Raw genomic sequence first — 26,939 nt, forward strand, 5'->3', positions numbered from 1 at the left:
ACAACCGGAGACAAGCGATGAAGAAACTGCTGACTGCCCTGCTGCTGGGCACCGCGGCTGCCACGTCGGCGCTGGCGCAGGCCTGGCCCGCCAAGCCCGTCACGCTGCTGGTGCCCTTCCCGCCCGGCGGCTCCACCGACGCCATCGCCCGCGTGCTGAGCGCCAAGCTGCAAGAGGGCTTTGCCGGCAGCAGCTTCGTCGTCGACAACCGCGGCGGTGCGGGCGGCACCATCGGCACGGCCGCGGTCAAGCGCGCCGCGCCGGACGGCTACACCGTGCTCGTCACCTCTTTGGGGCCGCTGGTCATCGGCCCACACCTGATGAAGAACGTCGCCTACGACGCCACCAGGGACCTCGACTACATCAGCGTCGCCGTGCAGGCGCCCAACGTGCTGGTGGTGCCGGCCGCGTCGCCGCACAAGAGCATCGCCGACGTGCTGGCCTACCAGAAGGCCAACCCCGGCAAGATGAGCTTCGCGTCCAGCGGCAACGGCTCCAGCGACCACATCACCGCCGAGCTGTTCTGGCAGCAGACCGGCACGTCCGGCCTGCACATCCCGTACAAGGGCGGCGGCCCAGTCATGACGGACCTGCTGGGCAACCAGGTGGATTCGAGCTTTATGAACATCAACACCGCGCTGCCGCAGATCAAGGCAGGCAAGCTGCGCGCGCTGGCCATCACCAGCGCCCAGCGCTCGCCGGTGCAGCCCGACGTGCCCACGATGGACGAGCTGGGCATCAAGGGCGTGCAGGTGTACTCCTGGCAGGGCGTGGCTGCCCCCAAGGGCCTGCCGGCCGACGTCAAGCAGAAGCTGCACGCCGGCATCGTGAAGGCACTCAATGCGCCCGACGTGAAACCCAAACTGCTGGAACAGGGCTTCGAGATCGTCGGCAACACGCCCGCACAGTTCACTGCGTTTCAGGCGGCAGAGTTCGCACGCTGGAAGCAGGTCATCACCGAACGAAAAATCACGGCTGACTAGACAAGCCCACTCCCTACCGGCTTCGCCAGCCCCCTCAAAGGGGGCGCACCCGATGGCCTGGCAGAGCCAGCTCCATGGGTGCCGCTGGGGAAGGCACCACGCCCCTGGACTCCCATGAACTCCACCCCCGTCATCCAAGAGCTGCGCGTCATCCCGGTTGCCGGGCGCGACGGCATGCTGCTCAATCTCAGCGGCGCACATGCGCCGTTCTTCACCCGAAACCTGCTGATCCTGACCGACAGCGCGGGCAACACCGGCGTCGGCGAGGTGCCCGGTGGCGAGAAGATCCGCCAGACGCTGGAGGACGCGCGCCCGCTGGTCGTCGGCCAGCCCATTGGCGCCCACCAGGGCCTGCTGCAGCAGATCCAGCAGGCTTTCGCCGACCGCGACAGCGGCGGCCGCGGCCTGCAGACCTTCGACCTGCGCACCACCATCCACGCCGTCACGGCCATCGAGTCGGCGATGCTGGACTTGCTGGGCCAGCACCTGGGAGTGCCGGTGGCGGCGCTGCTCGGCGAAGGCCAGCAGCGCGACGCCGTCGAGATGCTGGGCTACCTGTTCTACGTCGGCGACCGCACCAAGACCGATCTGCCCTACCACTCGGAGCCCGGAGCCGACAACGACTGGTCCCGCCTGCGCCACGAAGTGGCATTGACCCCCGAGGCCATCGTGCGGCTTGCCGAGGCCGCACGCGCGCGCTACGGCTTCAACGATTTCAAGCTCAAGGGCGGCGTGCTTCGCGGCGATGAGGAAGTCCTCGCCATCCGCGCGCTGCACGAGCGCTTCCCGGACGCCCGCGTGACGCTGGACCCGAACGGCGGCTGGCGGCTGAAGGACGCGATCCGGCTGATGCGCGACATGAAGGGCGTGCTGGCCTATGCGGAAGACCCCTGCGGCGCCGAGGACGGCTTCTCGGGCCGCGAGGTGATGGCCGAGTTCCGCCGCGCCACCGGCCTGCTGACTGCCACCAACATGGTCGCCACCGACTGGCGCCAGCTCACGCACGCGCTGTCGCTGCAGAGCGTGGACATCCCGCTGGCCGACCCGCATTTCTGGACCATGGCCGGCTCGGTGCGCGTGGCGCAGACGTGCCGCGACTGGGGCCTGACCTGGGGCTCGCATTCCAACAACCACTTCGACATCTCGCTGGCGATGTTCACGCACGTCGGCGCTGCGGCGCCCGGCAAGGTCACGGCCATCGACACGCACTGGATCTGGCAGGACGGCCAGCGGCTGACGAAAGAGCCGCTGCAGATCGTGGGCGGCCATGTGCAGGTGCCAAAGAAGCCGGGTCTGGGCGTGGAGCTGGACATGGCCGAGGTCGAGAAGGCCCACGCGTTGTACAAGCAACACGGCCTGGGCGCCCGCGACGACGCGATCGCGATGCAGTACCTGATCCCCGGCTGGACCTTCAACCCCAAGCGGCCCGCACTGGACCGTTGAACTGAAAGCAGTACCCATGTTCAAGAACCTCATCAACGGCGAATGGCTGGACGGCGCCGCCGTCTCCCGCAACATCAACCCGTCCGACACGCGCGACCTCGTCGGCGAATACGCTCAGGCCGACGCGGCCCAGGCCGAGCTGGCCATCACGGCCGCCACCGCTGCCTTCCCGGCCTGGAGCCTGTCCACGCCGCAGCAGCGCTTCGACATCCTCGACGCCGTAGGTACCGAGATCCTGGCGCGCCGCGCCGAACTGGGCGACCTGCTGGCCCGGGAGGAAGGCAAGACGCTGCCCGAGGCCATCGGCGAAGCCGGCCGCGCCGGCTACATCTTCAAGTTCTTCGCCGGCGAGGCGCTGCGCCCGGGCGGCGAGACCATGCCATCGGTGCGCCCCGGCGTGGGCGTCGAGGTCACGCGTGAGGCCATCGGCGTCGTGGGCCTCATCACACCGTGGAACTTCCCCATCGCCATCCCGGCCTGGAAGATCGCGCCGGCGCTGGCATACGGCAACTGCGTCGTCTTCAAGCCGGCCGACCTAGTGCCCGGCTCGGCCTGGGCACTGGCGGAGATTCTGTCGCGCTCGGGCCTGCCGGCCGGCGTGTTCAACCTCGTCATGGGCCGCGGCTCGGTGGTTGGCGAGAAGCTGCTGCACGACCCGCGCGTGGCGGCCATCAGCTTCACCGGCTCGGTCGCCACCGGCCAAAAGGTCGCAACAGCTGCGGTCGCCCGCATGGCGAAGTTCCAGCTGGAGATGGGCGGCAAGAACCCCATGGTCGTGCTGGACGACGCCGACCTGGGCGTGGCCGTGAATGCCGCTGTCAACAGCGGCTTCTTCTCCACCGGCCAGCGCTGCACGGCGTCGTCCCGCCTCATCGTCACCGAAGGCATCCACGACCGCTTCGTCGCAGCCATGGTCGAGAAGATGAAGTCACTGAAAGTGGACGACGCGCGCAAGGCCGGCACCGACATCGGCCCCGTCGTCGACGCCAGCCAGCTGCGCCAGGACACCGACTACCTCGGCATTGCCCAGGATGAAGGGGGCACGCTGGCGCACGGCGGCCAGCGCGTCGAGACCAACGCCGACGGCGCGCCGGGCTTCTACCTGACGCCAGCGCTGATCACCAACACGACGGCCGCGATGCGGATCAACAAGGAAGAGGTCTTCGGCCCCGTCGTCAGCGTGATGCGGGCGAAGAACTACGACGAAGCGCTGGCCCTGGCCAACGACTCGCCGTTCGGTCTGGCGTCCGGCATTGCCACCACGTCACTGAAGCACGCCACGCACTTCAAGCGCCACGCGCAAGCCGGCATGGTGATGGTCAACCTGCCGACAGCGGGCGTGGACTATCACGTGCCCTTCGGCGGCCGCAAGGGCTCCAGCTACGGGCCACGCGAGCAGGGCCGCCATGCCGCCGAGTTCTACACGACCGTGAAGACGGCCTACACGCAGGCCTGATCCCTCGGGGCCCGCCGTGTCGGGCCCCTTCCCTTTGTTGGCGCGAACGCCCAGCAAGAGGCGCAGCCGCTGCATGGCCCGAAGACCTCCATGAACACCACCACCGCCTCGCAGGCCCATCCCGGCGCCGCGAGCAAGGCGCGCTCGCGGCTTTGAGCCGCTACCTGTTCGTCGTGGGCAACATCGCGCGGTTCGAACTCAGGAGGCGGGTTTAGCCAGCCACGCCTCGTAGGCGTCGACGGTCTTCTGCGGCCAGTTGCCCCACCAGGCGTAGCCGCGGCGGCGCTCGGCGCTGATGTCGTGCACGTCGTCGTGCAGGCTCTTGTCGCGGTCGCCGAACACCGGCTTCAGCGTCGTCGCGTCGTAGTAGCGCGCCCACAGCGGGCCGGCGCCGGGCTGCTCGATCAGCCGCTTGCCCTGCACCGCATCCACCATGACCCAGGCACGGTCCTTCACGGCGAGCTGCTTCAGCATCGCGACGCCACCCTTCACCGCCTCAACGACGGCCGGCGTCGGCTTGGTTATGCTCATCAGGTAGGCCAGCACGCGGCCGCTCTCGCCGCTGCTCAGCGCGGGCGGCTCGTAGTTGCGCGCCGACGTGGGGGCCAGCGTCAGCACGTCGTGCTGCTGGGCCCACAGCGTGGGCTTGCCGTCGATGCGGATCTGCATGGCCAGCAGCAACTCCACCGCACGCGCCTCGGCGGCGGCGAGCTCGCCGCGTTGCGCCGCGCTCAGGAAGTCGAAGCCGGCATCGCCGCGCGACGCAGTGCCCAAAAGCTCCATGACGTCGATCATCGCGTTGTCGTTCAGCGTGATGGCGTCGTGATAGCCGCCCTGCAGCGGCCACACCTGCGGCCAGCCACCGTTGGGGAACTGCGCGGCCAGCAGGTAGCGCAGGCCGCGCTCTGCTGCTGCGCGGTACACCGCGCCGGCCTCGCCCGGGTGGGCCGCCGCCACGCGCGCCAGAAAGCGGATCTCCCAGGTCGTCGCGTCGTTGTCGATGGTGCCGACATAGCTCCAGCTGCCGGGCTTGTCGAAGTCGCCCGGCGCGGGCGCCTTGGGGTTGCCGTCGGCCACCCAGGTCTGGCCCGGCTGGCGCGGCTCGCCGTCGCGCGGCTGGTTCTTGCCCCAGCCGCCGGCCGGCGTCTGGTAGCTCAGGATGTTGCGGGCCACCGCCACGGCGGCATCGCCTGCGTACCAGCCGGCCGACTGGTCCAGCGGCATCGACGCCGGGCCATTGCCGCTGCGCGGCGAGGCCGGTAGCTGCGTCAGCCCGCGGCGCTCGGCGGCGAGCGCGGCCTGGTCGAGCTTGCGTTGGGCGTCGGAGCGCGCCAGGTAGTCCTGCCAGGCGCTACGCAGCGCGACCGGCAGCGCCGCGACGCGCTGCGCCGTCAGCGGTTCGGCCGGCGGGATGACGCCGATCTGGGCCGCGAATGTGGGGCTGGCGAGCGCAAAGACAAGGGGCAGAAAGCGGCGCAGAAGTCTCATATTTGTCGTGGTTTGCGTGCGGGGGTAACACCCGCGCATTTCATCACTGCAGACTGGGATTGAAGGGTTTCTGTCGGGTAAATCGACGTGCCGCAAATGCACCCCCGGGTACACTCGGCCTACACCTGTCAAGCGGTTTCGACAGGGCTTTGTTGATGACAGGACTCGCCTCATGAGCTCCAGATTGAAAGTCGCTGGTTGGGTTGCCCTCGGGGCCGTCGCAGGTGCACTCACCACGATGCAACTGCAGGCGAACGCGCGCAGCAGCCTTTCCCCCCTCCCCCTCGAAGAGATGCAACAGCTGGCCGCGGTGTTCGGCCTGGTCAAGGCGGAGTACGTCGAGGCCGTCGACGAGAAGAAGCTGATCAACGACGCGATCGGCGGCATGGTGTCCGGCCTGGACCCGCACTCCCAGTTCTTCGACAAGAAGACCTTCAAGGAATTCCGCGAGGGTACGTCCGGCAAGTTCGTCGGCGTGGGCATCGAGATCGGCATGGAAGACGGCCTGGTCAAGATCGTCTCCCCCATCGAGGGCTCGCCCGCCTTCCGCGCCGGCCTGAAGAGCGGCGACCTGATCAGCCGCATCGACGACACCGCCGTGCGCGGTCTGTCCATCGACCAGGCCGTCAAGAAGATGCGCGGCGACCCGGCCACCAAGGTCAGCCTCACCATCTACCGCAAGGCCGAGAACCGCACCTTCCCCGTGACTATCATGCGCGAGGAGATCAAGGTCCAGAGCGTGCGCTCCAAGGTCATCGAGCCCGGCTACGCTTGGCTGCGCATCAGCCAGTTCCAGGACCGCACGGTCGACGACTTCGCCAAGAAGCTCGAAGAGATCTACAAGCAGGAACCTAACCTGAAGGGTCTGGTGCTGGACCTGCGCAACGACCCGGGCGGCCTGCTGGACGGCGCCATCGCCGTGTCGGCGGCCTTCCTGCCGCGCAACGTCGAGGTGGTTTCCACCAACGGCCAGATCGCCGAGTCCAAGGCCAGCTACAAGGCTACGCCGGAGGACTACCGCCGTCGCGCCAGCGACGACCCGCTCAAGCGCCTGCCCGCCGCGTTGAAGAACGTGCCGCTGGTGGTGCTGGTCAACGAGGGTTCGGCCAGCGCCAGCGAGATCGTCGCCGGCGCGCTGCAAGACCACAAGCGCGCCACCATCATGGGCGCTCAGACCTTCGGCAAGGGCTCGGTGCAGACCGTGCGCCAGCTCGGCCCGGAGACCGCGCTGAAGATCACCACCGCGCGCTACTACACGCCCAACGGTCGCGCCATCCAGGCCAAGGGAATCGTGCCCGACGTGCTGCTGGACGAGACCGCCGAAGGCAATGTCTTCGCCGCGCTGCGCATGCGCGAGGCCGACCTTGAAAAGCACCTGAACAACGGCCCCGAGGACAACGAAGCTCGCCAGAAGGCACGCGAGGAAGCCCGTGCCAAGCTGGAGGCCGAGTACGCCAAGCGCGCCGAGCCGCCGAAGCCGCTGCCGGAATTCGGCTCGGCCGAAGACTTCCCGCTGGTGCAGGCGCTGAACCAACTGAAGGGCCAGCCGGTCATCGCCTCGAAGACCGCCGTCGAACGCAAGGCCGAAGCCCCGTCGACCACGACCCCATAACGACAACGACTGACTTTTTTCAAGCACGCCAGGGCCTCGCAAGAGGCCCTTTTTTTTGCGTCCTTGGTGCTGGCGATAGGTCAGCGCCGGCGGGTGATCGCCAGCGCGCCCAGCGCCGCCGCCGCACCCAGTGCTGGCACCGCCCGCCAGCCGAAGCTGGCCAGCAACGCCGAGCCCAGCGCCGCACCTGCTGCCATGCCGGCGAACATCACGCTGACCAGCACCGCATTCAGCCGGCTGCGGGAGGCCGGGTCCAGGCTGTAGACCACGCTCTGGTGCGACACAAGCGCCGCCTGCACGCCCAGGTCGAACACGACGGCCACGACCACCAGCAGCCATAGCGAGGCCGGTGCCAGCGCCTGCGCGGCAAACGCGACGAACACCAGCAGCGCGCCCGCGCGGATGACGGCCTGCGGGCCGCGCCGGTCGGCCAGCCCGCCAGCCAGTGGCGCCACCAGCGCGCCGGCCGCGCCTGCCAGCCCGAAGGCGCCCGCCACGGCGCTGCCCTGGCCGAACTCGGACCCCGCCAGCACCAGCGCCAGCGTCGACCAGAACGCGCTGAAGGCCACGCTCAGCAGCCCCTGCGCCAGCGCCGCGCGGCGCAGCGGCGCATGCGTCGTCCACAGCCGGGCCATTGACAGCAGCAGCTCGCCATAACCCGCCTGCGTGGCCGGCTGGAAGCGCGGCAGGCCGCGCCACAGCAGCGGGATCAGCAGCGCGACAGCCAGCGCCGCTCCGGCGTACACGGCCCGCCAGCCCGCCACCGCCGCCACCGCGCCGGCCGCCACGCGCGACAGCAGGATACCCAGCAGCAGCCCGGTCATGACCTGGCCCACGCGCTGGCCGCGCTGGGCTTCGGGCGCCAGTGTGGCGGCGGCCGGCACCAGGTCTTGCGCCAGCGTCGCCGCCAGGCCGATGGCGATGCTGGCCAGGCACAGCACCGCGAAGCTGGGCGCCGCGGCGGTGAACGCCAGTGCCGCCACCAGCGCTGCGGCCTTGATGACGATGATGCGGCGGCGGTCGTAGCGGTCACCCAGCGGCGACAGCAGCAGGATGGCCACGCCGTATCCCAGTTGCGTCAGCGTGGGCAGCAGGCCGATGGCGGCGCTGCCCACGCCGAACTGCGTGGAAAGCAGGCCCAGCAGGGGCTGCACGTAATAGAGGGATGCCACCGCCAGGCCGGTGGCCGTGGCGAGCAGCAGGGTCAGCGCGGTGCCGAGCGGGGGTGGCGGGGATGTCGATGTCATGGGACGGCAGTGTGTCGTCCATGCCCGACCCCGGGTAGGTGCAGAACACGACTGACTGCCATACGCTTGGCGCATGAGTTCATCGTCAGACCGGCTGCTGTTGATGCAGACCTTCATCCGCATCGTCGAGGCAGGCAGCCTGTCGGCCGCGGCGCGCCAGCTCGGAACCACGCAGCCCACGGTCAGCCGGCGCTTGCAGGCGCTGGAGCAGCAGTTCGGCCAGCCGCTGCTGCAGCGCTCCACCCACGCGCTGAGGCTGACCCAGACCGGCGAACGGGCGCTGGCCCGCGCCAAGGCGCTGGCGGCGGACTGGGAGGACTTCGAGCAGTCGCTGCGTGCCGAGCCCGCCCGGCCCGAGGGCCTGCTGCGGGTGCAGGTGCCGCATGCCTTCGGGCAGGAGCACCTCGTGGCGCCGCTGGTGCAGGCGTTGAAGGACGCGCCCGGACTGCGCGTGGAATGGCTGCTGGACGACGCCACGCCCAACTTCATCGAGAAGGGGCTGGACTGCGCCATCCGCGTGGGCGGGCGTGCGGAGGGCGCGGTCGTGGCCATCCCGCTGGCGCAGGTGCCGCGGGTGCTGGTGGCCGCGCCGTCACTCGTGGCCGGGCGCTGCATCGAAACGCCCGAAGACCTGGCCGCGCTGAACTGGATTGCGCTCTCCACCTTCTATCGCCAGGAGCTGCAGCTGGTGCGCGACGACGGCGTGCGCGAGCGCCTGGGCATCCGCCCCGCGCTGGCCACCGACAGCCTGTACGCCGCACGCGAGGCCGCCCGGCTGGGTCTGGGCGCGGCGCTGTTGTCGGGTTGGTCGGTGCGGCAGGACATCGAGACGGGCCGGCTGGTGCGCCTGCTGCCCGACTGGCGCGGGCCGGCGCTGCCGGTGCAGCTGCTCTACCCCAACCCGCCGGCACCCACCGCCCGGCTGCGCTACTTCATCGAGGCCATGCGGCGCAGCATGAGCGAGCCACTCTGGCCCGATATGCTGCCGCCATGACCGACGACGACCTGCTGCGCTACTCGCGCCACCTGCTGCTGGACGAGATCGGCATCGAAGGCCAGCAGCGGCTGCGGGACGCCAGCGCACTGGTCATTGGCGCCGGTGGCCTCGGCTCGCCGGTGGCGCTGTACCTGGCATCGGCCGGCGTGGGCCGCATCACACTGATGGACCACGACACCGTGTCGCTGACCAACCTGCAGCGCCAGATAGCGCACGACATGGCCAGCCTGGACCAGCCCAAGGTCGAGTCCGCCGCCGCCCGCATGGCCGCGCTGAACCCCGGCGTGCAGGTGCACGCGCTGGCCGTCAAGGCCGATGCCGCTCTGCTGGACGAGGAAGTGCCGCGGGCCGATGTGGTCATCGACTGCAGCGACAACTTCGCCACCCGCCACCTCGTCAACGCCGACTGCGTGCGCCATGGCAAGCCCTTGGTTTCGGGCGCCGCCATCGGGTTCGACGGCCAGATCAGCGTCTATGACAGCCGCAGCGGCACGCAGCCCTGCTACGCGTGTGTGTTCCCGCCGGAGTCTGGCTTCGAGGACGCGGCCTGCTCGACGATGGGCGTGTTCGCGCCCCTCGTCGGGATCATCGGCAGCCTGCAGGCAGCCGAGGCGCTGAAGCTGCTGGCCCACATCGGTGAGCCGCTGACCGGCCGGCTGCTGATGCTGGACGGCCGGCGTATGCAGTGGAGCGAGATCGCCATGCAGCGCGACCCCGCCTGCAGCGTCTGCAGTGCCGGATGAAATCCGGCCGACACCCCTCATTGGGGCAGAAAATCCTGCCCCGCCCTGCCCACAATCATTCCCGTTCATGAAGTCCACCGAAGCCCCGACGCGCAACTTCCCCACAGCCAAGGAAGAGGCCCGCGCGCTGCAGCCCCACCCCGAGTACGACGGCCCGGGCAGCGCCTACCAGCTGGCGTTCAGCGACGAACAATTCCTGCTGCGCCAGGACATGCGCCATGTGCGCATGCAGCTGGAGCTGATGAAGCCCGAGCTGCTGCTGAACGAACAGGGCGTCAAGTCCACTATCGTCATCTTCGGCAGTGCGCGCATCCTGCCTGAGGAGTCCGCGCGCGCGTTGCTGGCCGCCGCCGAGCAGAGCGGCGACGAGGCCGCCCTGCGCCAGGCACGCAGCAAGCTGGCGATGAGCCGCTACTACGAAGAGGCCCGCCGCTTCGCGCAGATCGCGACGAGCACCTGCGCCAGTCACGAGCGGCCGGTGGTCATCGCCACGGGCGGCGGCCCCGGCATCATGGAGGCTGGCAACCGCGGCGCCTACGAGGTGGGCGGCAAAAGCGTCGGGCTGAACATCGTGTTGCCGCATGAGCAGTACCCCAACCCCTACATCACGCCGGAACTGTGCTTTCGCTTCCACTACTTCGGCCTGCGCAAGATGCACTTCCTGATGCGCGCCATCGCACTGGTGTGCTTCCCCGGCGGCTTCGGCACGCTGGACGAACTGTTCGAGACGCTGACGCTGATCCAGACCAAGAAGAGCCGGCCGCGCCCCATCCTGCTGTTCGGGCGCGAGTTCTGGACCCGGCTGCTCAACATCGACCTGCTCCTCGAGACCGGCATGATCAGTCCGGGCGACGAGAAACTCTTCCACTACGTGGAGACGGCCGAGGAGGCCTGGGAAGTGCTGCAGGCTCAACCTGAACTCGCCAAGCCATGACCAAGCTTCGAAACGTCTCCCTCATCGGCGCCCCCACCGACATCGGCGCTGGCGCGCGCGGCGCCAGCATGGGCCCCGAGGCCATCCGCGTGGCCGGGCTGGCCGAGGCTCTGCGCGCGCGTGGCGTGGACGTGCTGGACCGCGGCAACCTGCTGGGCCCGTCCAACCCCTGGCAGCCGCCCACCGGCGGGTACCGCCACCTGGACGAGGTGGTGGCCTGGAACACCAGTGTGCACGACGCCGTCTACGCCGAGCTGAAGACCGGCCGCATGCCCATCCTGCTGGGCGGCGACCACTGCCTGGGGCTGGGCTCCATCGCCGCTGTGGCCCACCACTGCCGCGACGTCGGAAAGAAGCTGCGCGTGCTGTGGCTGGACGCGCACACCGACTTCAACACCAGCGCGCTGACCCCCAGCGGCAACATCCACGGCATGCCGGTGGCGTGCCTGTGTGGCTTCGGCCCGCAGGAGCTGACGGAAATCGGTGGGCACGTGCCGGCCATTTCGCCCAAGTGGGTGCGCCAGATCGGCATCCGCAGCGTCGACGAGGGCGAGCGCGCCTTCGTGCACGAGCACGACCTCGAAGTGTTCGACATGCGCTTCATCGACGAGATGGGCATGCGCCACACCATGGAGCTGGCGCTGGCCACGCTGGACGACAACACCCACCTGCACGTCAGCTTCGACGTCGACTTCCTGGACCCGGTGATGGCGCCCGGCGTCGGCACCACAGTCGGCGGCGGCCCCACCTACCGCGAGGCGCACCTGTGCATGGAGATGATCCACGACACGGGCCGCATGGCCTCGCTGGACATCATGGAGCTGAACCCGGCGTTGGACGTGCGCAACCAGACGGCGCTGGTGGCGGTAGACCTGATCGAGTCTCTGTTCGGCAAAAGCACGCTGATGCGGAAGTGAACTTGCCCTGCTGCGCAGCCCGGCGATGCTTGCCTCACAGTTCGGCAAGCTGAGCAGTCGCCTACCGGTGGGCGGCTGTGCAGCGGGTCCGGACGGTCGCAGCAAAGTGATGAGTTCACGGTTTCGGCCGTATTGCGGTCGCTCGGCATCGGTGTCTGGGTGCCCAAGGGCCAGTGAGCCGATGTGCGAGGCCGCCGGTGCGCTGGGCGGTTGATCCGATGGGGCTGGTAGGACCAAGCTCAACTCGCCGCAGGAAGATCCCAGGGGTAGTGCCGACGAGTTCCTCAGCGCATGAGCGCTGAGGAACTCGTGGCGCGGATGACTACGACAATCATTGGCCCGTGGATCGGAAGCTTCGCCGGCATGTACGAACCCAGAGGGGATGTCGATGAGGGAGTAGTCCGAGGAAGAGATCCAAGATCTCACGGATCGGGTGTTCCTGGCCAGGGAGCTGCTTCAGGCAGGGGAAGTGCACTTCGCCGCGCAGCTTGCTGAAGATTTTTTCCGTAGCTTCGAAGCCATCCGGCTACGGCCGGACGGCAAGGTCGATCCTCACACCGTGGACGGCCGCATCCGTTCCCTCACGCTGGCAACGGTCGCCATGCAGCCTTGAGCCGTCGTTGCATGCCACACCGGCGATGTGCTGCCCAAGTTGCCGAAACGGCTGACCCAGTCACACCGGACCAGGCGCTCTGCAGTGCCTGAAACCGGCGCCCTGCTGCGCAGATGGCAAACGCGACCAGATGCGGAAGTGAGTTTTCCCCTCGGAGCAGCGGCCCGCGCCGCTCACTTGCACCGGTAGAGTGGCGGGCATGGACGTCACGCCCTACCTGCTGGTCCAGCTCAGCGACCCCCACATCACCCACCCGGGCCGGCTCATCTCCGGCCGCATCGACACCGCCGCCGCGCTGCGCCATGCGGTGGACCGCCTGCTGCGACTGCAGCCGCGTCCGGTCGCGGTGCTCATCAGCGGCGACCTGGTGGACGCCGGCCACCCGGCCGAGTACGCCAACCTCCGCGCGCTGCTGGCGCCGCTGCTGGACGCGGGCCTGCCGCTGGCGCTGCTGCCCGGCAATCACGACGCCCGCGAGCCGCTGCAGGACATGTTCTGCGGCCTCTCCGGCGTGCTGTGCGGTGAACCCGGCGCAACCGCCATCCAGTACGCGCTGGACCTGCCCGGCCCGCTGCGGCTGGTGGTGCTGGACAGCCTCGTCTGCGGCCACCCCGAGGGCGGCCTGGATGAATCCAAGTTGGCACATGCACAGGCGCTGCTGGCCGCGCGGCCGGACGTGCCCACGCTGGTGGCGCTGCACCACCCGCCGCATGCGACCGGGCTGGAGGTCATGGACGGGATGAGTCTTCATCAGGGCCTGGCGGGCTTCGAGGCGCTGATTGCCGCCCACCCGCAGGTGCAGCGGGTCGTCTGCGGCCACCTGCACCGCCTGACGCTGGGCCGCATCGCGCACGCCAGCGTCGTCAGCGCGCCGTCCACCGCCCACCAGCTGGCGCTGGACCTGCGCCCCGGCGCGCCGCTGGCGCTGGCGCTGGAGCCGGCCGGCTGGCTCGTCCACGCCTGGGGGCCGGGGCTGCCGCTGGTCAGCCACCTGGCGCTGGCCGGCGAGCCCGAGATCATCCGCGACCTCTGACGGCCACTCAGTAGGCGACGGGGTAGTCCTTTGGAAACCGGGCGCTGCTGAAGGCCTTCTTCTGCGTCCAGTCCTCGGCCGGTGCGGTCCAGTAGCTGTCGCTGGCAGGCAGGCCGAGAGCAAGCAGGCCGGCAGCGGCGATGTACATGCTGCCGTTGTTGGAGTACCAGTCGCCCAGCTCGGGCTGTGGACCGCGGAAGCCGATGTTCAGGTAGCCGGCCGCGTTGAAGTTGCTGGGGCCGTCCCAGATCGCCACGTGCGCCGCGTGCAGCGCCGCGCGCACCTGGCCCTCGGGCAGCGAGGCCGGCAGCTGCTTGCGCAAGGCCAGCAAGGCCAGCGGCTGGAACACGGCGGTGCGGTAGGTCAGCGAGCGGCCGATGGGCGGGTAGGTGCCCTCGGGGCCAATGAAGCGCTCCAGGTGCTCGCAGAAGCGCTGCGCGCGCTTGGTGGCCTGCGCCAGCAACTCGGCCGGCTTCGCCCCCCAGAACGGCGCCTTGCGGGCCACCAGCACCTCCAGCACCTCGATCAGCATGGGGTGCATCACGTAGGAGCCGTAGTAGTCGAAGTGGAAGTCCGCGCCGTCCTTGATCCAGCCGTCACCGATGTACCACTCGTTGATCTTGCGGATGGCCGCATTCATGCGCATCGGGTCGTGCGCCTCGCCGATGGACAGCAGCCAGGCCTCGTTCATCGCCGCGAACAGCAGCCAGTTGATGTTGGGCACTTCGATGCCGCGCAGGCCCTTGATCTCGGTGACGATACGCGCCTTCGTGGTGGCGTCCAGCGGCTCCCACAAGGTCTTGGGTGCGCGCATCAGCGCGTTGGTGAAGTAGGCGGAATCCACCAGCGCCTGGCCCTGGCCCTTCCAGGTCAGGCAGTCGGGGCTCTTGGGGTCGACCGAATGCGCATAGCTCTGCAGCGCCTGCTGCTGCAGGCGGCGGCGCAACTGCCCCTCGGCGGTGTCGTCCGCCGGCAGCGCCAGCCAGGGCGCGATGCCGGACATCAGCCGACCGAAGGCTTCGAGGTAGGCGACGGAGCGGTCGCGGCCGTCCCAGGTGGGGCTCAGCTCCAGCACGAACTTCTGCTTCAGCTGGCCCTGGGACATCGGCTCCAGCACCGGCTCGGCCATCTGCTGCATCAGCTTCAGCAGGTAGGCGCGGTCATGGCCGGAAGCGGCGGCCGGGGCCGCGCGCGGGGTCTGGCTGGCGGCCAGCAGGGCCGAGCCCGCGGCTGCAGCGCGCATGAAGTGGCGTCGTTCCATCGCTGATCCTTTACTTGTCGAGCAGGCGGACCATCTCTGCCCCGGCCAGCAGAAAGGCGCCGACGCCGAAGTGCGCCGTCGAGTTCACGTCCACCACCTGGCCGGGTATGGCGCGCTCGCCGATGGGCTGTACATAGCCGAGCCGGCCGTCCGGTTGCAGCGCCACGGTCGTCAGGTAGCGCCAGCCGCGCTGCGCGGCCGGCAGGTAGGTGTCGCGCGGCAACAGGCCGGCGTTGACGCCCCACAGCAGGCCGTAGGTGAAGAAGGCGGTGCCGCTGGTCTCGGGGCCGGGCGCATGGGCGGGGTCCATCAGGCTGCGCGTCCAGTAGCCGTCGGACTGCTGCAGCGGCAGCAGCGCCTGCGCCATGTCGCGGAAGCGCTGCTGGTACTCGGCGCGGTGCGGATCGTCCGCCGGCAGCTCGGCCAGCACGCGCGCGAGGCCCGCGAACACCCAGCCGTCGCCGCGCGCCCAGAAGTCCTTCTTGCCATTGGCGCTCTTGTGCTTCGGGTAGACGTACTTCGCGTCGCGGTAGTACAGCTTCTCCGCCGGGTCGTACATGATGCTGCTGGCGTGGCTGTAGTACGCGTGCAGCTTGTCCAAGTACTGCCGGTTGCCGGTGATGTTGTGCAGCTTGGTCATCACGGGCATGACCATGTAGAGGCCATCGGCCCACCACCAGTAATCGCTCTGAGGCGTGGACATCTGGTACTCCATCACCTCGCGCGCACGGGCGATCTTGCGCGGGTCCTTGTCCAGCAGGTAGAGGTCGGCATACACCTGGAAGCAGATCTGCCAGTCGCCGAACAACACGTAGTCGTCGGTCTCGCCGTAGCTGTACTTCCAGCGCGCCTTGTCGGTGGACTTGGCGCCCTGCCACTGGTTGTGCTCTGCCCACGCCTGTGTGTAGCGCAGGTAGCTGTCGTTGCCGGTGACGCGCCAGGCTTCCAGGTTGCCCGTGTGGTACGCCGCGACGTTCCAGAACGCCCACTCGGTGGCTGGCGTGCGGGCCATCCAGTAGCTGTTGGCCTTGTCAATGGCGGCAACGACATCGGCGCGGGTGGTCGTGTTGGCCGGCGGCGCGGCGCAGCCGGCCAGGCCGAGGCTCAAGCTCAGCAGGAGGCCGGTGAAAAGAGAAGTCAGCTTCATGGTCATTGCGTGGTGGTGGCCTGGGCGGGCTGTGACTTGTCGGGCGTGGTGCCGGCGCCGTCGAAAGGCCGCAGGCGGAAGGCCACGGTCGTGGGCTCCAGCCGGGTGCGGTATTGCATGTGGGGCTGGCCGACAAAGCTCCAGGTGTTGTCGCCCCCCACACCCCATTGCGCGCCGTCGATCAACAGCGAGCCCTGCGCGCGCGGCTGGATATCGCTGCTTTTCCAGGTGCCGGGCGGGCGGCGGTACAGGTCGCTGTACGGGAACGCCAGCGCGTTGACCATCAGCAGCTGACGGCCCTCCACGCGCACACCGCCGCCGCTGCTGTCACTGCCGGACAGCTCCAGCCAGCGCACGTCCACCTTGTTGCCGGTGTCCTGCGGGCGCATGTAGTCGTGGTGCTGTTCGGCGATGGCACCGCGCCACAGGCCTATGGCAGCGCCGGTCTTGCGGTCCACATAGCTTTCATGCGGGCCGCGGCCGTACCAGCCCACGGTGGTGAGCGCCTGCGGCGTGTCGAACCACAGGCCCACGCGCACCGGCGGCGGCAGGTCGCTCTTCAGCGGCGTGAGCTGGCCCTGCACGTCCACGGCACCGTCGCCGTGCATGGTGTACGTGGTGACGAAGCGCGCCGCACCGGCGCCCAGCGCGTGATGCACGACGACCTCGGCCCCGCCGCCGGGCAGGCGCCGCGCGGTGAGGTCACGCAGCTGGCGCTGCTCGGTCATCAGCTTCCAGGCGCCCTGCTGCCTGACCGTGCCGGTCAGCGTGTCGTTGTCGGTCTCGGCGCGGAAGAAGTTGGGCCGGCCGCCGCTGAGCAGTGGCCGGTTCGCCGTGCCGTAACGCGTCAACAGGCCGGTCTTGCGGTCCAGCGCCAGCGTGACGCCGGCGGCCGACAGCGTGGTCGCCTCGGCGCTCTCGGTCAGCTGCACCGCGCCGGGCGCGGGCTTCGCCAGCGTGAGGACCACCGGCGAAACGGCGAACTGTTCCCAGCCGACGACATGGCCTTCGGGCACCAGCGGCACACTGCCGGCCCGTGCTTTGGCGCGCACTGTGACGAGGTACTCGGCACCCGGCTTGCGCTGGTGCAGATGGACTGGCAGCGGCAGCGTCTGTGCCGCGCGTGCCGGGGTCTTCAGCCCTGACAGCGTGCCGGTGGCGATGCCGACACCGTTCTCCAGCAGCACCCACTCGAACGTGAAGCCCGACAGGTCGATGAAGTCGTGCCGGTTGCGCACGACCACCGTGCCCGCCTTCGCGTCGAAGGCCTCGAATTGGATGGGCGACAACACCTTTTGCACCTCGTACAGGTGCGGGTTGGGCGTGCGGTCGGGCTGGATCAGGCCGTCGCCGAACTCGATGTCGCCGCCCGGGTTGGGGCCGTACTCGCCACCGTCGCCCCAGTAGCGCCGGCCGTCCTTCGTATACCGGTACATCGACTGGTCCACCCAGTCCCAGATGAAGCCTCCCTGCAGCTTGTTCGGGTACTTGTAGATGGTGTCCCAGTAGTCCTTGAAGTTGCCACCTGAGTTGCCCTGCATGTGGGCGTACTCGCACTGGATCATGGGCTGCTTGCGCGTCGGGTCCAGCGCCCAGTCCACCATCTTCTCGATGTCGTCGTACATCGGCGCGTAGATGTCCACATAGGCGTTGGGCTCGTGGCTCCAGTCCAGCGTGCCCCACCCGAGGTAGGAGATCAGCCGCGACGGGTCGCGCTTGCGTGCTTCGGCTGCAGCCTTCTCGAACGTGGGGCCGATGCCCGCCTCGTTGCCCAGCGACCAGAAGATGACGGACGGGTGGTTCTTGTCGCGCTCCACCATGTTCAGCACGCGGCTCACGTGCGCGGCTTCCCACGCGGGGTCGTAGCCCAGCTGCAGCTCCGCGCGCCGCTCGGGGAAACGATTGCCGTGGTCCATGTAGGCGTGGCTCTCGATGTTGGCCTCGTCCATCACGTACATGCCGACCTCGTCGGCCAGCGCGTACCAAAGCTCGGCGTTCGGGTAGTGCGAGGTGCGCACCGCGTTGAAGTTGTTGCGCTTCATCAGCTCCATGTCGCGGCGCATGGAGGCTTCCGAGATGACGTGGAAGGTCTCGGGGTCGTGCTCGTGCCGGTTAATGCCGCGGATGGTGATGGGCCGGCCGTTGACGGCCACCAGCCCGTCCTTGATCTCCACCATGCGGAAGCCGATGCGCTGCGGCGTGGCCTGCACCAGCCGGCCCTGCATATCGAACAACTCGACCAGCAGCGTGTAGAGGTGCGGCGTCTCGGCCGTCCAGTGGCGCACGCCGGGGACCGGGGCCGTCAGCACCTGCGTCGTCGCCGCACCCGCGGGCACGGCGGCCTCCCGCGACAGCACCGGCCGGTCGCCGTCCAGCAGCGTCATGCGCAGCTGGACAGGTGCGCTGCGCGCGGTGAGCGCCAGGTCGGTCGACAGCACGCCGTCGCGGTACGACTGGTCCAAGCCCGCGCGCACGAACAGGTCCGTCAGCCGGACCTGCGGCACCGCTTTCAGGTAGACCGAGCGCTCGATGCCCGACACGCGCCAGAAGTCCTGGTCCTCCAGGTACGAGCCGTCGGACCAGCGGTGGATCTGCATCGCCACCGTGTTGGTCTGCCCCGGCTTCAGCAGCCGCGTGATGTCGAACTCGCTGGGCAGCTTGGAGTCTTCCGAGTAGCCCGCCTCCACACCGTTGACCCACACGCGGTAGGCCGAGCCGGCCGCGCCGATGTGCAGGATCACATCCTGCCCCGCCCAGCCGGCCGGGATCTCGAAGCTCTTGCGGTACGAGCCCACCGGGTTGGTGCCGTGCGGGATGAGCGGCCGGTTGGCCGAGTGCGGGTAGGTGATGTTGTTGTAGCGCGGCTGGTCGTAGCCCTCGGCCTGCCACATAGCCGGCACCTTGAGGGGCTTCCAGGCGGACACGTCATAGCCGGGCTGCTCGAAGCCCGCCGGCACCGCATCGGCCGACGGCGAGAAGTGGAAGGCCCACAGCCCGTCCAGCGTCTGGTAACGGGCCGAGCGCGTCTTGTCGCCCGCCAGCGCCGCGGCGCGGCTCTCGAAAGCGAAGTGCGTGGCCGCGGCCGGCAGCTTGCCGCGGGCGAACACCGCCGGGTTCTCCCAGTCGGGCCGCGAGGCGTCCACCTGCACGGGGTGCACGCGCGGCGCCTGGGCACTGGCGCCGGCGATCGCCGTCAGCAGCAACACCACGCCCAGCGGGACCGCAGCAATTTTTATCCGCACGCTTTCGTCCTTGTCTCTTGGATCTACGGGGTCGGGCAGCGTAGTTTTGGTGCGGCCACGCGAGGTATGAAAAAGACCGCGCGAGCTATACGAAAGTCAGGGCCGCCACTGCAGCACTCGCACCTTGCTGGGCGGCACGTCGGCCGTGCCTTCGCCGTCCACCTGCTGCACGGTCTGCAGGAACAGGTTCAGCGTGCCGCGCAGGCGCCACAGCTCGGTGTCGAAGCTGGGCTCCCAAGCACCGACCGGCTCGGTGGTCAGGTCGCGAACGGTCCAGCGCGGTGTGTCAACGTCGTGGATCTGGGCGACCGACACGCGGCTGCCGCGCTCCGCGTCGCGGAAAACCAGCAGCGCCGTGGGACGCTCGCCCTCCAGGCTCACCATCACCTGCGGCCGCGAGATCGGAATCGCCTTGGTGCCGCCGCCGCTCAGCGTGAAGGGCGTGCGGCGAAAGCCCAGCTCCATCTCCCGCCACGCGCCGCCGCGCTGGTAGACCAGCTGGTACTGCGGCACCGTGCTGCCGGCGCGCCGCCAATAGCTGGCGATGAACGGGTTGCCGTCGCGGTCGGCGGACATGGAGGTCTGGTTGATCAGCTCGCTGCCCTGCGGGATGCGTGCCGCGACCTCGGCGCTTGCTGCGGTGATGGGGAGCGTATAAGGCCGGCCATCCGACCTCTCCCAGCTTCGCCCCCCGTCGCGCGAGCGGGCATAGGCCAGGTCGTGGTTGCTGGCCACGTCGGGCGACTCGCGCCACACCCACGACACATGCAGCGTACCGCGGTGGTCCTGGTGCGCCTGCCAGTAGGCGTTGCGCCGGCCCTCGCCGCTGATGAGGTTGGCGTGCAGCCGCGTCCACGCCTGCGTGGCCGTGTCGTAGCGGTTGATGACCAGGTTGCCCCGGCCCGAGCCGCCGTCACGGTAGAAGAACAGCAGGCCGCCATCGGGCTGGCGGTAGAACTCGGGGTAGGACACCGAGCGCTCGTCCCGCCCGGTCATGGGCAGCTTGTCGCTCAGCACCAGCCCGCCGGGCTGCAGGCTGCGCGCGTAGCGCAACGCGTTGTTGTGGTGGTCCCAGGCGACATGCAGGTAGCCCGCCCCGTCCACCATGAGGCTGATGCTGTTGTGCGCGTCGCGCGCGTTGCCGGTGAATGGCGTGGTCTTCAGCGTCCACGCGTCGCTGCCGAGCTGGCGCCGGCCCAGCACGAGGCGGGCGTCGGCGTCGTAGAAGGCCACGTACTGCTGGTCGCCGTGCGTGACGAGCGAGTTCTTGCGGAACACCACCGCGTTGACGGAGTTGCGCGCCCAGCCGTCGGTCACGTCCACCACCGTCACCCCAGGCTCCACCGCTGCGGGCGGCGCACCCGCGCATCCGGCCAGCAGCGCCGCCGTCAGGAATGTCAACGTCATCTTCATCATTTCGATCCGAGGCCCCGCAGCACGCAAGGCCTTCCTCCACTCAGGTGACAATCATTCTCAACTACCGCCACCCCTCCTGGAGTCATCGAATGCCCGCTTTCCTCCGCGCCCCTGCCCGCCGCACCGTGTTCGCCGCGGCCGCGCTGTGCCTGGCCGCCGCCCTGCCCGCCCAAGCCGCCGAGGAAGTGACGCTGTACACCACCCGCGAGCCCGGCCTCGTCAAGCCGCTGCTGGCCGCCTTCACCGCGCGCACCGGCGTGGAGGTGAACACCGTGTTCGTGAAGGACGGCCTGCTGGAGCGCGTGAAGGCCGAGGGCACGCGCTCGCCGGCCGACGTGCTGATGACCGTGGACGTGGGCAACCTGCTGGACCTGGTGGAGGGCGGCGTCACGCAGCCCGTCAAGTCCGCAGCGCTGGAAGCGGCCATACCGTCGCAGCTACGCGGTGCCGACGGGCAGTGGTTCTCGCTGTCCATGCGCGCCCGCGTGCTGTATGCCGACAAGAACCTGCAGCTGACCGCGTTGCGCTACGAGGACTTGGCCGCGCCGAAGTGGAAGGGCAAGGTCTGCACCCGCGCCGGCCAGCACCCGTACAACACCGCGCTGGTCGCCGCCATGCTGGCGCACAGCGGCGAGGCCGCCACCGAGAAGTGGCTGCAGGGCCTGAAGGCCAACCTGGCTCGCAAGGCCGCCGGCGGCGACCGCGACGTGGCGCGCGACATCCTGGGCGGCATCTGCGACATCGGCATCGCCAACTCCTATTACGTGGGCCAGATGAAGACCTCCAAGGAAGGCAGCGACGCGCGCAAGTGGGGCGATGCCATCAAGGTCATCAAGCCCACGTTCGCCAAGAGCGGCGGCACGCACGTCAACATCACCGGGGCGTCCCTGGCCAAACACGCCCCGCAGCGCGCCAACGCCGTGAAGCTGCTGGAGTTCCTGACCTCCGAGCCGGCCCAGGCCATGTACGCCCAGGCCAACTACGAGTACCCAGTGCGCGCTGGCGTGGCGCTGGACCCGGTCATCGCCGCCACCATCGGCGAGGTCAAGCCCGACACGCTGTCCGTCGCCGAGATCGCGAAGTACCGCAAGCAGGCCAGCGCGCTGATCGACAAGGTCGGCTTCGACCGCTGAGCCGCACGTGAAACACCTGCGGTCCGTCGGGCCGCTGTGGCGGGCGGCGTCCATCGCCATCGCGCTGGGCGTCGCCGCACCGGCGCTGAACCTGGCATGGCTGGCGCTGGGCGGCGAGTTCCAGCACTGGCTGCATCTGGCCGCCCACGTGCTGCCCGACGCGGCCTGGAACACCGCCCTGCTGATGGCCGGCGTCGGCACCCTGGTGCTGCTGATCGGCACCGCCTGCGCCTGGGTCGTCACGGCCTATGACTTTCCCGGCCGCGGCGTGCTGCACTGGGCGCTGCTGCTGCCGCTGGCCATGCCGACCTACATCGTCGCGTTCGCCTACTTGGACCTGCTGCATCCCATCGGCCCGGTGCAGGGTGCCATCCGCTGGGTGCTGGGCTTCGACAGCCCGCGCCAGCTCCGGCTGCCCGACCTGCGCTCCCTGCCCGGCGCCATCGCGCTGCTGGGGCTGGTGCTGTACCCCTACGTCTACCTGACCGCCCGCGCGCTGTTTGCCACGCTGCCGGCGCACCTGCTGGAAGCCGCACAGTCGCTGGGCGAGACGCGCTGGGGCGCGTTCCGCCGAGTGGCGCTGCCGCTGACGCGGCCGGCGCTGGCGGTGGGCGTCAGCCTGGCGCTGCTGGAGACGCTGAACGACATTGGCGCGTCCGAGTTTCTCGGCGTGCAGACGCTGACGGTGGCGATCTACAGCACCTGGATCACGCGCTCCGACCTGGCCGGCGCCGCACAGCTGGCCTGCGCGTCCCTGGTGGCCGTGTTCGCGCTGATCTGGCTGGAGCGCCAGGGCCGGCGCCACCAGCGCTTCGGCTCCACGCGCCGCATGGCCGGCATCCAGCCGCGCCGGCTGCAGGGCGCGCGCGCCTGGGGCGCGACCGTCGCCATGAGCTTGCCGGTGCTGCTGGGCTTCGCGGCACCCGCCGCCTACCTGGCGTGGGAGACGGCCGAGCGGCTGCTACAGGGCAGCGGCATCTCCGAGGGCCTGGTGGCCGGCCTCGTCAACACGCTCGGGCTGGCGCTGGGCGTCACCGCCGCCACGCTGGCAGCCGGCCTGGCGGTGGCGTGGGCCGGCCGCAGCCAGGGCAGCGTCGCCAACCGCGACCACTGGCAGGCGCGACTGGCGTCCATGGGCTATGCGCTGCCTGGCACCGTGCTGGCCATCGGCCTGCTGACGCCCGCGCTCGCCGCCGACCATGCGCTGGCCGACCTGCTGGGCCTGCGCTCGCTGCCGCTGATGAGCACCGGCATCGTGCTGGTGGTGGCCTGCGCCATCCGCTTCCTGGCCATGCCGGTGGGCGGCATCGAGGCGGGCCTGGCGCGCATCCCGCCCTCGCTGGAGCACAGCGCGCGGGCTCTGGGCGAGACCGTCACCGGCACGCTGCGCCGCGTTCACCTGCCGCTGCTGCGGCCCGCGCTGCTGTCGGGCGCGCTGCTGGTGTTCGTCGACGCGATGAAGGAGCTGCCCGCCACGCTGCTGCTGCGGCCCGCCAACTTCGAGACGCTGGCGACGCTGCTGTACGCCGAGGCCGCACGCGGCACTTATGAGGAAGGCGCCATCGCCGCGCTGGCCATCGTGGCCGCGGGCCTGCTGCCGGTGGTGCTGCTGTCGCGCAGTTCGATGGCCGCGATCACGGAAAGGAGCGCATGAGCGCTGCACTGCACATCGAAGACCTGGCCCTTGGCTACGACGGGCGCGACGGCTTCAAGCCCGTCGTGCAAGGCCTGTCGCTGTCGCTGGCCGCCGGCCAGATCGGCTGCCTGCTGGGGCCGTCGGGCTGCGGCAAGTCCACGCTGCTGCGCGCCATCGCCGGCTTCGAGCCGGCGCGCGGCGGGCAGATCCGCATCGGCAGCGAGCGGGTGTCGTCCGCCACCGCCCACGTGCCGCCCGAGAAGCGCCATGTCGGCCTGATGTTCCAAGACTACGCGCTGTTCCCGCACCTCAGCGCGGCGCAGAACGTTGGCTTCGGACTGCGCCGGCTGGCTGCGACCGAGCGGACCGCGCGCGTCGCCGAGATGCTGGCACTGGTGGGCCTGCCCGAACTGGGCCACCGGCATCCGCACGAGCTGTCGGGCGGCCAGCAGCAGCGCATTGCACTGGCCCGCGCTCTGGCGACCAGGCCGGCGCTGCTGCTGCTGGACGAGCCCTTCTCCAGCCTGGACGGCGGCTCGCGCGAGCGCCTCACCGCCGAGGTGCGCGACCTGCTGCGCGTCGCGCGCCAGACGGCGCTGCTGGTGACCCACAACGCCGACGAGGGCGCCCGCTTCGCCGACTTCATGGGCGTCATGGGTGCCGGCCGGCTGGCGTCTTGGCAGGCCACGCGGCCCGCGGCCGACGCTCAGGCGCTGGCGATCCAGCCCTCCAGCGGGTCCACGTCGGACGGCCAGCCGTAGCGCGGCTGCGCTGCCGCCCAAGCCGCCTGCAGCATCGCCAGCACCGCGTCCAAGCTGTCGCCGCTGGCGTCTGCCACCAGCGTGTCGCGCTGCGCGTGGCTGAGCTTGAGCCGCAAGCCCAGGCGTGTGCGGCCCTGCTCCAGCGCGTCGACGATGTCCTTGCGGGCAATCAGCCGCTCGGGCGTCTGCGCGGCCTTGCTGTCGCTCTTGTACGAGCGCCGTGCGACCAGCTCGCGCGCCAGCAGGCCCGGGTACGCCTCCAGCGCGACGCGTGTCTCGTCGCCCGTCAGCAGCCCCGGCAGATGCACGCCCGCCGCGATCAGCCGCGGCACGCCCGCGTGCAGCATCCACGCCACCGGCGGGTTGACCCACTTCATGCTGGGGCTGGCGCCGGCAGGACCATCGCAGGCGCGGTGCGCGAACTTGGCCCCCACCGGGCGCGCATCGCAGAAGGCGGCGAACCGGTCGCGGATGTCGGCTCGGCTCATCGCCGCGTAGTGCGCCATCAGCGCGGCGTAGTCGGTCGGCCAGCCCAACTGCGCCACCAGCTCGCGCGGCAGGCCGAACGGCAGGTCGAAGCCGGCCACCCAGGGCCCGGGCCGGGCCAGCCAGGCGGAGAACCCGTCCAGGCTGTCCAGCGCTGTCAATCCGCTCAGCCGCACCACGGCCCCGTGACGGGTGCCCGACGCAACGCGGATGGGCTTGCGCGCGCCGGGTGCACTTGTGAAGTCGATACCGAAAACCGTGATGTCTGACATGGCCCGCATTCTGCGGGTGTGCAGAATGGGCTCAACCCATGCCCGCCCTGCTCGACGTCCCCACCCTGCCCGCGCCCGCGGACGCCGGCTTCGATGCCGACGCCTTCGACGCGCGCCTGGCCGAGCTGCACCAGCTGGCGTCCGCGGGCGCCTACGATGCCTCCAACGACGCGTTGGAGCAGCTGCTGGCCACCTGCCCGGACGCCGATCTGCGCCGCCGCGCCACGGTGCTGGCCTTGCTGGCCCACCAGTACCCGCGCCAGGGCAAGCTCACGGCGAGCGTCCGCTGCGCAACGCTGGCGCTGGCACTGGCGGACACGCTGGCCGACGACCCGCTGCGCGCCGATGCGCTGACCTCGCAGGCCTTCGTCTACGCGCAGCTGCTGATGGGCAGCGAAGCGCTGCAGGCCGGCATGAAGGCGCTCGCCGCCGCGCGCCGCTGCGGCGATGCGGTGCGCGAGGCCTGGGCGCTGAACCGCGTGGGCATCGCCTACGCCAGCCTGTCCAATCCCGCGCAGGCCTGCACGTCGGCCGAACAGGCGCTGGAGATCGCCAGCACCGCCTGCAACGCCGAGGTGCTGTTCTCGTGCCACAACAACCTGGCCTACTTCTGGCTGCGCCGCGTGGAGGACGCGACCGAGAGCGACGACGCCACCGCGAAGACCGCCGCCATCGCCAGCGCCCGCTACACCGCCGAGCAGGCCACGACGCTGGCGCGCCAGTCGGGCAGTTCGTTCCAGGTGGCGGTGTCGCTGTCCAACCTCGTCAACGCGCTGCTGGCCGGCGACCTGCTGGACGAAGCCCTGCCGTTGCTCAACGAGTTCGGCCACCTGGCCCACGACCACGGCTACCGCACCTTGGCCATCGAGGCCGATGCTCAGCGTGCGCTGTTCCTGCGCCTGCGCGGCGAGCCACAGCAGGCCGCCCGCATCCTGCAGGCGCTGCTGGGCGCCGCCACCCAGCCGCCGCCGCAGCTGCGCCGGCTGCTGCTGCGCTCGCTGTACCAGACGCACAAGGCCTGCGGCCAGTTCCGCGAGGCCCTGGCCCGGCTAGAAGAACTAATGGCGCTGGACCGCCAGATCAACCGTGACAACCTGGTGTTGCAGACCGAGATCATCCTGATCCAGGACCAGGTGGCGCAGGCCCAGGCACGCGCTGACAGCGCCACCGCAGACGCCCGCCGCGAGCGCGCCCGCGCGGCGCACCTGGAGCACGAGCAGCAGCGCCTGCGCGAACACGCGATGGCGCTGGACCGCGCCGCCCATGAGGACGTGCTGACCGGCCTGCACAACCGGCGCCACGCGGAGTTCGCGTTGCCGCTGCTGGTCGAGGGCGCCCGCGTGGCCGGCCAGGTCATCAGCGTCGCCGCAATCGATGTGGACCATTTCAAGCGCATCAACGACAGCCACGGCCACGCCGTGGGCGACGCCGTGCTGCAGCAACTCGCCCAGCTGCTGCGCCACCGGCTGCGCAGCGCCGACCTGCTGGCACGCGTGGGCGGCGAGGAGTTCCTGGCCGTGCTGGTGGGCATCGCCCCACCACAGGCAGCCGAGATCTGCGAGCGGCTGCGGTTGGCCGTGGTCGAGCACGACTGGGCCGCCGTCACGCCGGGGCTGGTCGTGCGCATCAGCGTGGGCATCGCCGGCGGCATGCCGCCGCAGGCTGCCGACACGCTGCTGCACCGCGCCGACCATGCGCTCTACGCGGCCAAGCGCAGCGGGCGCAACCGGGTGCATGTGGATTGAGGCGGGTGCCGGCCGACTGCGTAGAGGGCACCGGATGGGTGGAACCCGCCGACGTGGCGCGGGGTGACGGGGGACGCTGATGAATGTTTGCCGTCGCTGTGGCCACACGCGCCGGCCTCATCTTCTCGGGCGACCGCCGGCATTTGGTGCCGTCGACGGCCGGCTTTGCTTGGCTGGCTGACGCAGGAAAAGCGAAACGTTGAATTCCGCTGGCTCAGCCCAACACCGGGCTCTTACATGTTGGGTCCCATGTGATCATGTTCCCGTTCGCAGCTGGGCCTTGTTCAAAGCCAGGGACGTGCTGCGAGAGTTGATCCGAACCCTCAAGGCCGAGCAGTCGGTCGTCAAAGTCGCATGAGCCGAGTCCACGCCCG

Annotated in this window: 21 protein-coding genes; 14 read left to right on the forward strand and 7 right to left on the reverse strand. The window is 69.8% G+C overall.

Annotation, left to right across the window (positions count from 1 at the left end):
- Positions 1 to 17 precede the first annotated feature (17 nt).
- From ACG02S_RS21675 to ACG02S_RS21685, 3 genes are all read left to right on the forward strand, one after another.
- Positions 18 to 983: a Bug family tripartite tricarboxylate transporter substrate binding protein gene (locus tag ACG02S_RS21675; RefSeq protein WP_394472571.1), complete on the forward strand. Its 966-nt coding sequence runs from the start codon at positions 18 to 20 to the stop codon at positions 981 to 983.
- A gap of 114 nt (positions 984 to 1,097) precedes the next feature.
- Positions 1,098 to 2,426: a glucarate dehydratase gene (gene gudD / locus ACG02S_RS21680; RefSeq protein WP_394472572.1), complete on the forward strand. Its 1,329-nt coding sequence runs from the start codon at positions 1,098 to 1,100 to the stop codon at positions 2,424 to 2,426.
- Positions 2,427 to 2,442: 16 nt separating this feature from the next.
- Positions 2,443 to 3,882: an aldehyde dehydrogenase family protein gene (locus ACG02S_RS21685; protein WP_394472573.1), complete on the forward strand. Its 1,440-nt coding sequence runs from the start codon at positions 2,443 to 2,445 to the stop codon at positions 3,880 to 3,882.
- 198 nt (positions 3,883 to 4,080) lie between these two features.
- On the opposite strand, the gene pelA is transcribed toward ACG02S_RS21685, so the two are convergent.
- Positions 4,081 to 5,370 carry a pectate lyase gene (gene pelA / locus ACG02S_RS21690; RefSeq protein WP_394472574.1) on the reverse strand — a complete coding sequence of 430 codons (1,290 nt, stop codon included), beginning with the start codon at positions 5,368 to 5,370 and terminating at the stop codon, positions 4,081 to 4,083.
- A gap of 172 nt (positions 5,371 to 5,542) precedes the next feature.
- Between pelA and ACG02S_RS21695 the strand changes: the two genes are divergently transcribed.
- A complete protein-coding gene (locus tag ACG02S_RS21695) occupies positions 5,543 to 6,982 on the forward strand; it encodes a S41 family peptidase (RefSeq protein WP_394472575.1) in 1,440 nt (479 codons plus the stop codon).
- Between the two features lie 80 nt (positions 6,983 to 7,062).
- On the opposite strand, the gene ACG02S_RS21700 is transcribed toward ACG02S_RS21695, so the two are convergent.
- Complete coding sequence (locus ACG02S_RS21700) at positions 7,063 to 8,229, reverse strand: MFS transporter (RefSeq protein ID WP_394472576.1); 1,167 nt, start codon at positions 8,227 to 8,229, stop codon at positions 7,063 to 7,065.
- Between the two features lie 73 nt (positions 8,230 to 8,302).
- Here ACG02S_RS21700 and ACG02S_RS21705 point away from each other — a divergent pair, with 73 nt between their 5' ends.
- From ACG02S_RS21705 to ACG02S_RS21730, 6 genes are all read left to right on the forward strand, one after another.
- Positions 8,303 to 9,223, forward strand: a complete 921-nt coding sequence (locus ACG02S_RS21705; protein ID WP_394472577.1) for a LysR family transcriptional regulator — start codon at positions 8,303 to 8,305, stop codon at positions 9,221 to 9,223.
- The gene (locus tag ACG02S_RS21710; protein WP_394472578.1) at positions 9,220 to 9,969 is read left to right on the forward strand and encodes a HesA/MoeB/ThiF family protein; all 750 of its coding nucleotides are present in this window, start codon (positions 9,220 to 9,222) and stop codon (positions 9,967 to 9,969) included. Before ACG02S_RS21705 ends, ACG02S_RS21710 begins: the two co-directional genes overlap by 4 nt.
- Positions 9,970 to 10,036: 67 nt before the next feature.
- Positions 10,037 to 10,903: an LOG family protein gene (locus ACG02S_RS21715; RefSeq protein WP_394472579.1), complete on the forward strand. Its 867-nt coding sequence runs from the start codon at positions 10,037 to 10,039 to the stop codon at positions 10,901 to 10,903.
- Positions 10,900 to 11,820, forward strand: coding sequence for an arginase (gene rocF / locus ACG02S_RS21720; RefSeq protein ID WP_394472580.1), 921 nt, complete (start codon positions 10,900 to 10,902; stop codon positions 11,818 to 11,820). The genes ACG02S_RS21715 and rocF overlap by 4 nt, the downstream gene beginning before the upstream one ends.
- Positions 11,821 to 12,253: 433 nt before the next feature.
- Positions 12,254 to 12,433, forward strand: a complete 180-nt coding sequence (locus ACG02S_RS21725) for a BAR domain-containing protein (protein WP_394472581.1) — start codon at positions 12,254 to 12,256, stop codon at positions 12,431 to 12,433.
- Positions 12,434 to 12,632: 199 nt separating this feature from the next.
- Positions 12,633 to 13,466, forward strand: a complete 834-nt coding sequence (locus ACG02S_RS21730) for a metallophosphoesterase (RefSeq protein ID WP_394472582.1) — start codon at positions 12,633 to 12,635, stop codon at positions 13,464 to 13,466.
- Between the two features lie 7 nt (positions 13,467 to 13,473).
- Here ACG02S_RS21730 and ACG02S_RS21735 read toward each other — a convergent pair whose 3' ends face one another.
- From ACG02S_RS21735 to ACG02S_RS21750, 4 genes are all read right to left on the reverse strand, one after another.
- Positions 13,474 to 14,727: a DUF2264 domain-containing protein gene (locus ACG02S_RS21735; RefSeq protein WP_394472583.1), complete on the reverse strand. Its 1,254-nt coding sequence runs from the start codon at positions 14,725 to 14,727 to the stop codon at positions 13,474 to 13,476.
- Between the two features lie 10 nt (positions 14,728 to 14,737).
- Positions 14,738 to 15,874, reverse strand: coding sequence for a glycoside hydrolase family 88/105 protein (locus ACG02S_RS21740; RefSeq protein WP_394472584.1), 1,137 nt, complete (start codon positions 15,872 to 15,874; stop codon positions 14,738 to 14,740).
- Between the two features lie 2 nt (positions 15,875 to 15,876).
- Positions 15,877 to 19,116, reverse strand: coding sequence for a glycoside hydrolase family 2 TIM barrel-domain containing protein (locus ACG02S_RS21745; protein WP_394472585.1), 3,240 nt, complete (start codon positions 19,114 to 19,116; stop codon positions 15,877 to 15,879).
- Positions 19,117 to 19,212: 96 nt separating this feature from the next.
- Positions 19,213 to 20,523, reverse strand: a complete 1,311-nt coding sequence (locus tag ACG02S_RS21750; protein WP_394472586.1) for a BNR repeat-containing protein — start codon at positions 20,521 to 20,523, stop codon at positions 19,213 to 19,215.
- Positions 20,524 to 20,621: 98 nt separating this feature from the next.
- Between ACG02S_RS21750 and ACG02S_RS21755 the strand changes: the two genes are divergently transcribed.
- The 3 genes from ACG02S_RS21755 to ACG02S_RS21765 are packed head-to-tail and all read left to right on the forward strand — an operon-like array spanning position 20,622 to position 24,062.
- Complete coding sequence (locus tag ACG02S_RS21755; RefSeq protein ID WP_394472587.1) at positions 20,622 to 21,665, forward strand: Fe(3+) ABC transporter substrate-binding protein; 1,044 nt, start codon at positions 20,622 to 20,624, stop codon at positions 21,663 to 21,665.
- A gap of 7 nt (positions 21,666 to 21,672) precedes the next feature.
- Positions 21,673 to 23,319, forward strand: a complete 1,647-nt coding sequence (locus ACG02S_RS21760) for an ABC transporter permease (RefSeq protein ID WP_394472588.1) — start codon at positions 21,673 to 21,675, stop codon at positions 23,317 to 23,319.
- A complete protein-coding gene (locus ACG02S_RS21765; protein WP_394472589.1) occupies positions 23,316 to 24,062 on the forward strand; it encodes an ABC transporter ATP-binding protein in 747 nt (248 codons plus the stop codon). The genes ACG02S_RS21760 and ACG02S_RS21765 overlap by 4 nt, the downstream gene beginning before the upstream one ends.
- On the opposite strand, the gene ACG02S_RS21770 is transcribed toward ACG02S_RS21765, so the two are convergent.
- Entirely contained in the window at positions 24,008 to 24,820 is an 813-nt protein-coding gene (locus ACG02S_RS21770) for a DUF429 domain-containing protein (protein ID WP_394472590.1), read from the reverse strand. The two genes, ACG02S_RS21765 and ACG02S_RS21770, sit on opposite strands and share 55 nt — an antisense overlap.
- Positions 24,821 to 24,858: 38 nt before the next feature.
- On the opposite strand from ACG02S_RS21770, the gene ACG02S_RS21775 reads away from it, so the two are divergent.
- On the forward strand, positions 24,859 to 26,565 hold the full coding sequence (locus ACG02S_RS21775) for a diguanylate cyclase (RefSeq protein WP_394472591.1): 1,707 nt from the start codon (positions 24,859 to 24,861) through the stop codon (positions 26,563 to 26,565).
- Positions 26,566 to 26,939: the final 374 nt, after the last annotated feature.

It is taken from the genome of Pelomonas dachongensis, from assembly GCF_043555865.1.
Taxonomy (GTDB): domain Bacteria; phylum Pseudomonadota; class Gammaproteobacteria; order Burkholderiales; family Burkholderiaceae_C; genus Pelomonas; species Pelomonas dachongensis.

Excerpts from the sequence above, each read along its gene's own strand:
- pelA (WP_394472574.1), bottom strand. The coding sequence starts at position 5,370 with ATGAGACTTCTGCGCCGCTTTCTGCCCCTTGTCTTTGCGCTCGCCAGC.
- ACG02S_RS21705 (WP_394472577.1), top strand. The coding sequence starts at position 8,303 with ATGAGTTCATCGTCAGACCGGCTGCTGTTGATGCAGACCTTCATCCGC.
- ACG02S_RS21675 (WP_394472571.1), top strand. The coding sequence starts at position 18 with ATGAAGAAACTGCTGACTGCCCTGCTGCTGGGCACCGCGGCTGCCACG.
- ACG02S_RS21715 (WP_394472579.1), top strand. The coding sequence starts at position 10,037 with ATGAAGTCCACCGAAGCCCCGACGCGCAACTTCCCCACAGCCAAGGAA.
- ACG02S_RS21730 (WP_394472582.1), top strand. The coding sequence starts at position 12,633 with ATGGACGTCACGCCCTACCTGCTGGTCCAGCTCAGCGACCCCCACATC.
- ACG02S_RS21685 (WP_394472573.1), top strand. The coding sequence starts at position 2,443 with ATGTTCAAGAACCTCATCAACGGCGAATGGCTGGACGGCGCCGCCGTC.
- ACG02S_RS21735 (WP_394472583.1), bottom strand. The coding sequence starts at position 14,727 with ATGGAACGACGCCACTTCATGCGCGCTGCAGCCGCGGGCTCGGCCCTG.
- ACG02S_RS21700 (WP_394472576.1), bottom strand. The coding sequence starts at position 8,229 with ATGACATCGACATCCCCGCCACCCCCGCTCGGCACCGCGCTGACCCTG.
- ACG02S_RS21770 (WP_394472590.1), bottom strand. The coding sequence starts at position 24,820 with ATGTCAGACATCACGGTTTTCGGTATCGACTTCACAAGTGCACCCGGC.
- ACG02S_RS21755 (WP_394472587.1), top strand. The coding sequence starts at position 20,622 with ATGCCCGCTTTCCTCCGCGCCCCTGCCCGCCGCACCGTGTTCGCCGCG.
- ACG02S_RS21775 (WP_394472591.1), top strand. The coding sequence starts at position 24,859 with ATGCCCGCCCTGCTCGACGTCCCCACCCTGCCCGCGCCCGCGGACGCC.
- ACG02S_RS21740 (WP_394472584.1), bottom strand. The coding sequence starts at position 15,874 with ATGAAGCTGACTTCTCTTTTCACCGGCCTCCTGCTGAGCTTGAGCCTC.
- ACG02S_RS21750 (WP_394472586.1), bottom strand. The coding sequence starts at position 20,523 with ATGACGTTGACATTCCTGACGGCGGCGCTGCTGGCCGGATGCGCGGGT.
- ACG02S_RS21765 (WP_394472589.1), top strand. The coding sequence starts at position 23,316 with ATGAGCGCTGCACTGCACATCGAAGACCTGGCCCTTGGCTACGACGGG.
- gudD (WP_394472572.1), top strand. The coding sequence starts at position 1,098 with ATGAACTCCACCCCCGTCATCCAAGAGCTGCGCGTCATCCCGGTTGCC.
- rocF (WP_394472580.1), top strand. The coding sequence starts at position 10,900 with ATGACCAAGCTTCGAAACGTCTCCCTCATCGGCGCCCCCACCGACATC.
- ACG02S_RS21695 (WP_394472575.1), top strand. The coding sequence starts at position 5,543 with ATGAGCTCCAGATTGAAAGTCGCTGGTTGGGTTGCCCTCGGGGCCGTC.
- ACG02S_RS21710 (WP_394472578.1), top strand. The coding sequence starts at position 9,220 with ATGACCGACGACGACCTGCTGCGCTACTCGCGCCACCTGCTGCTGGAC.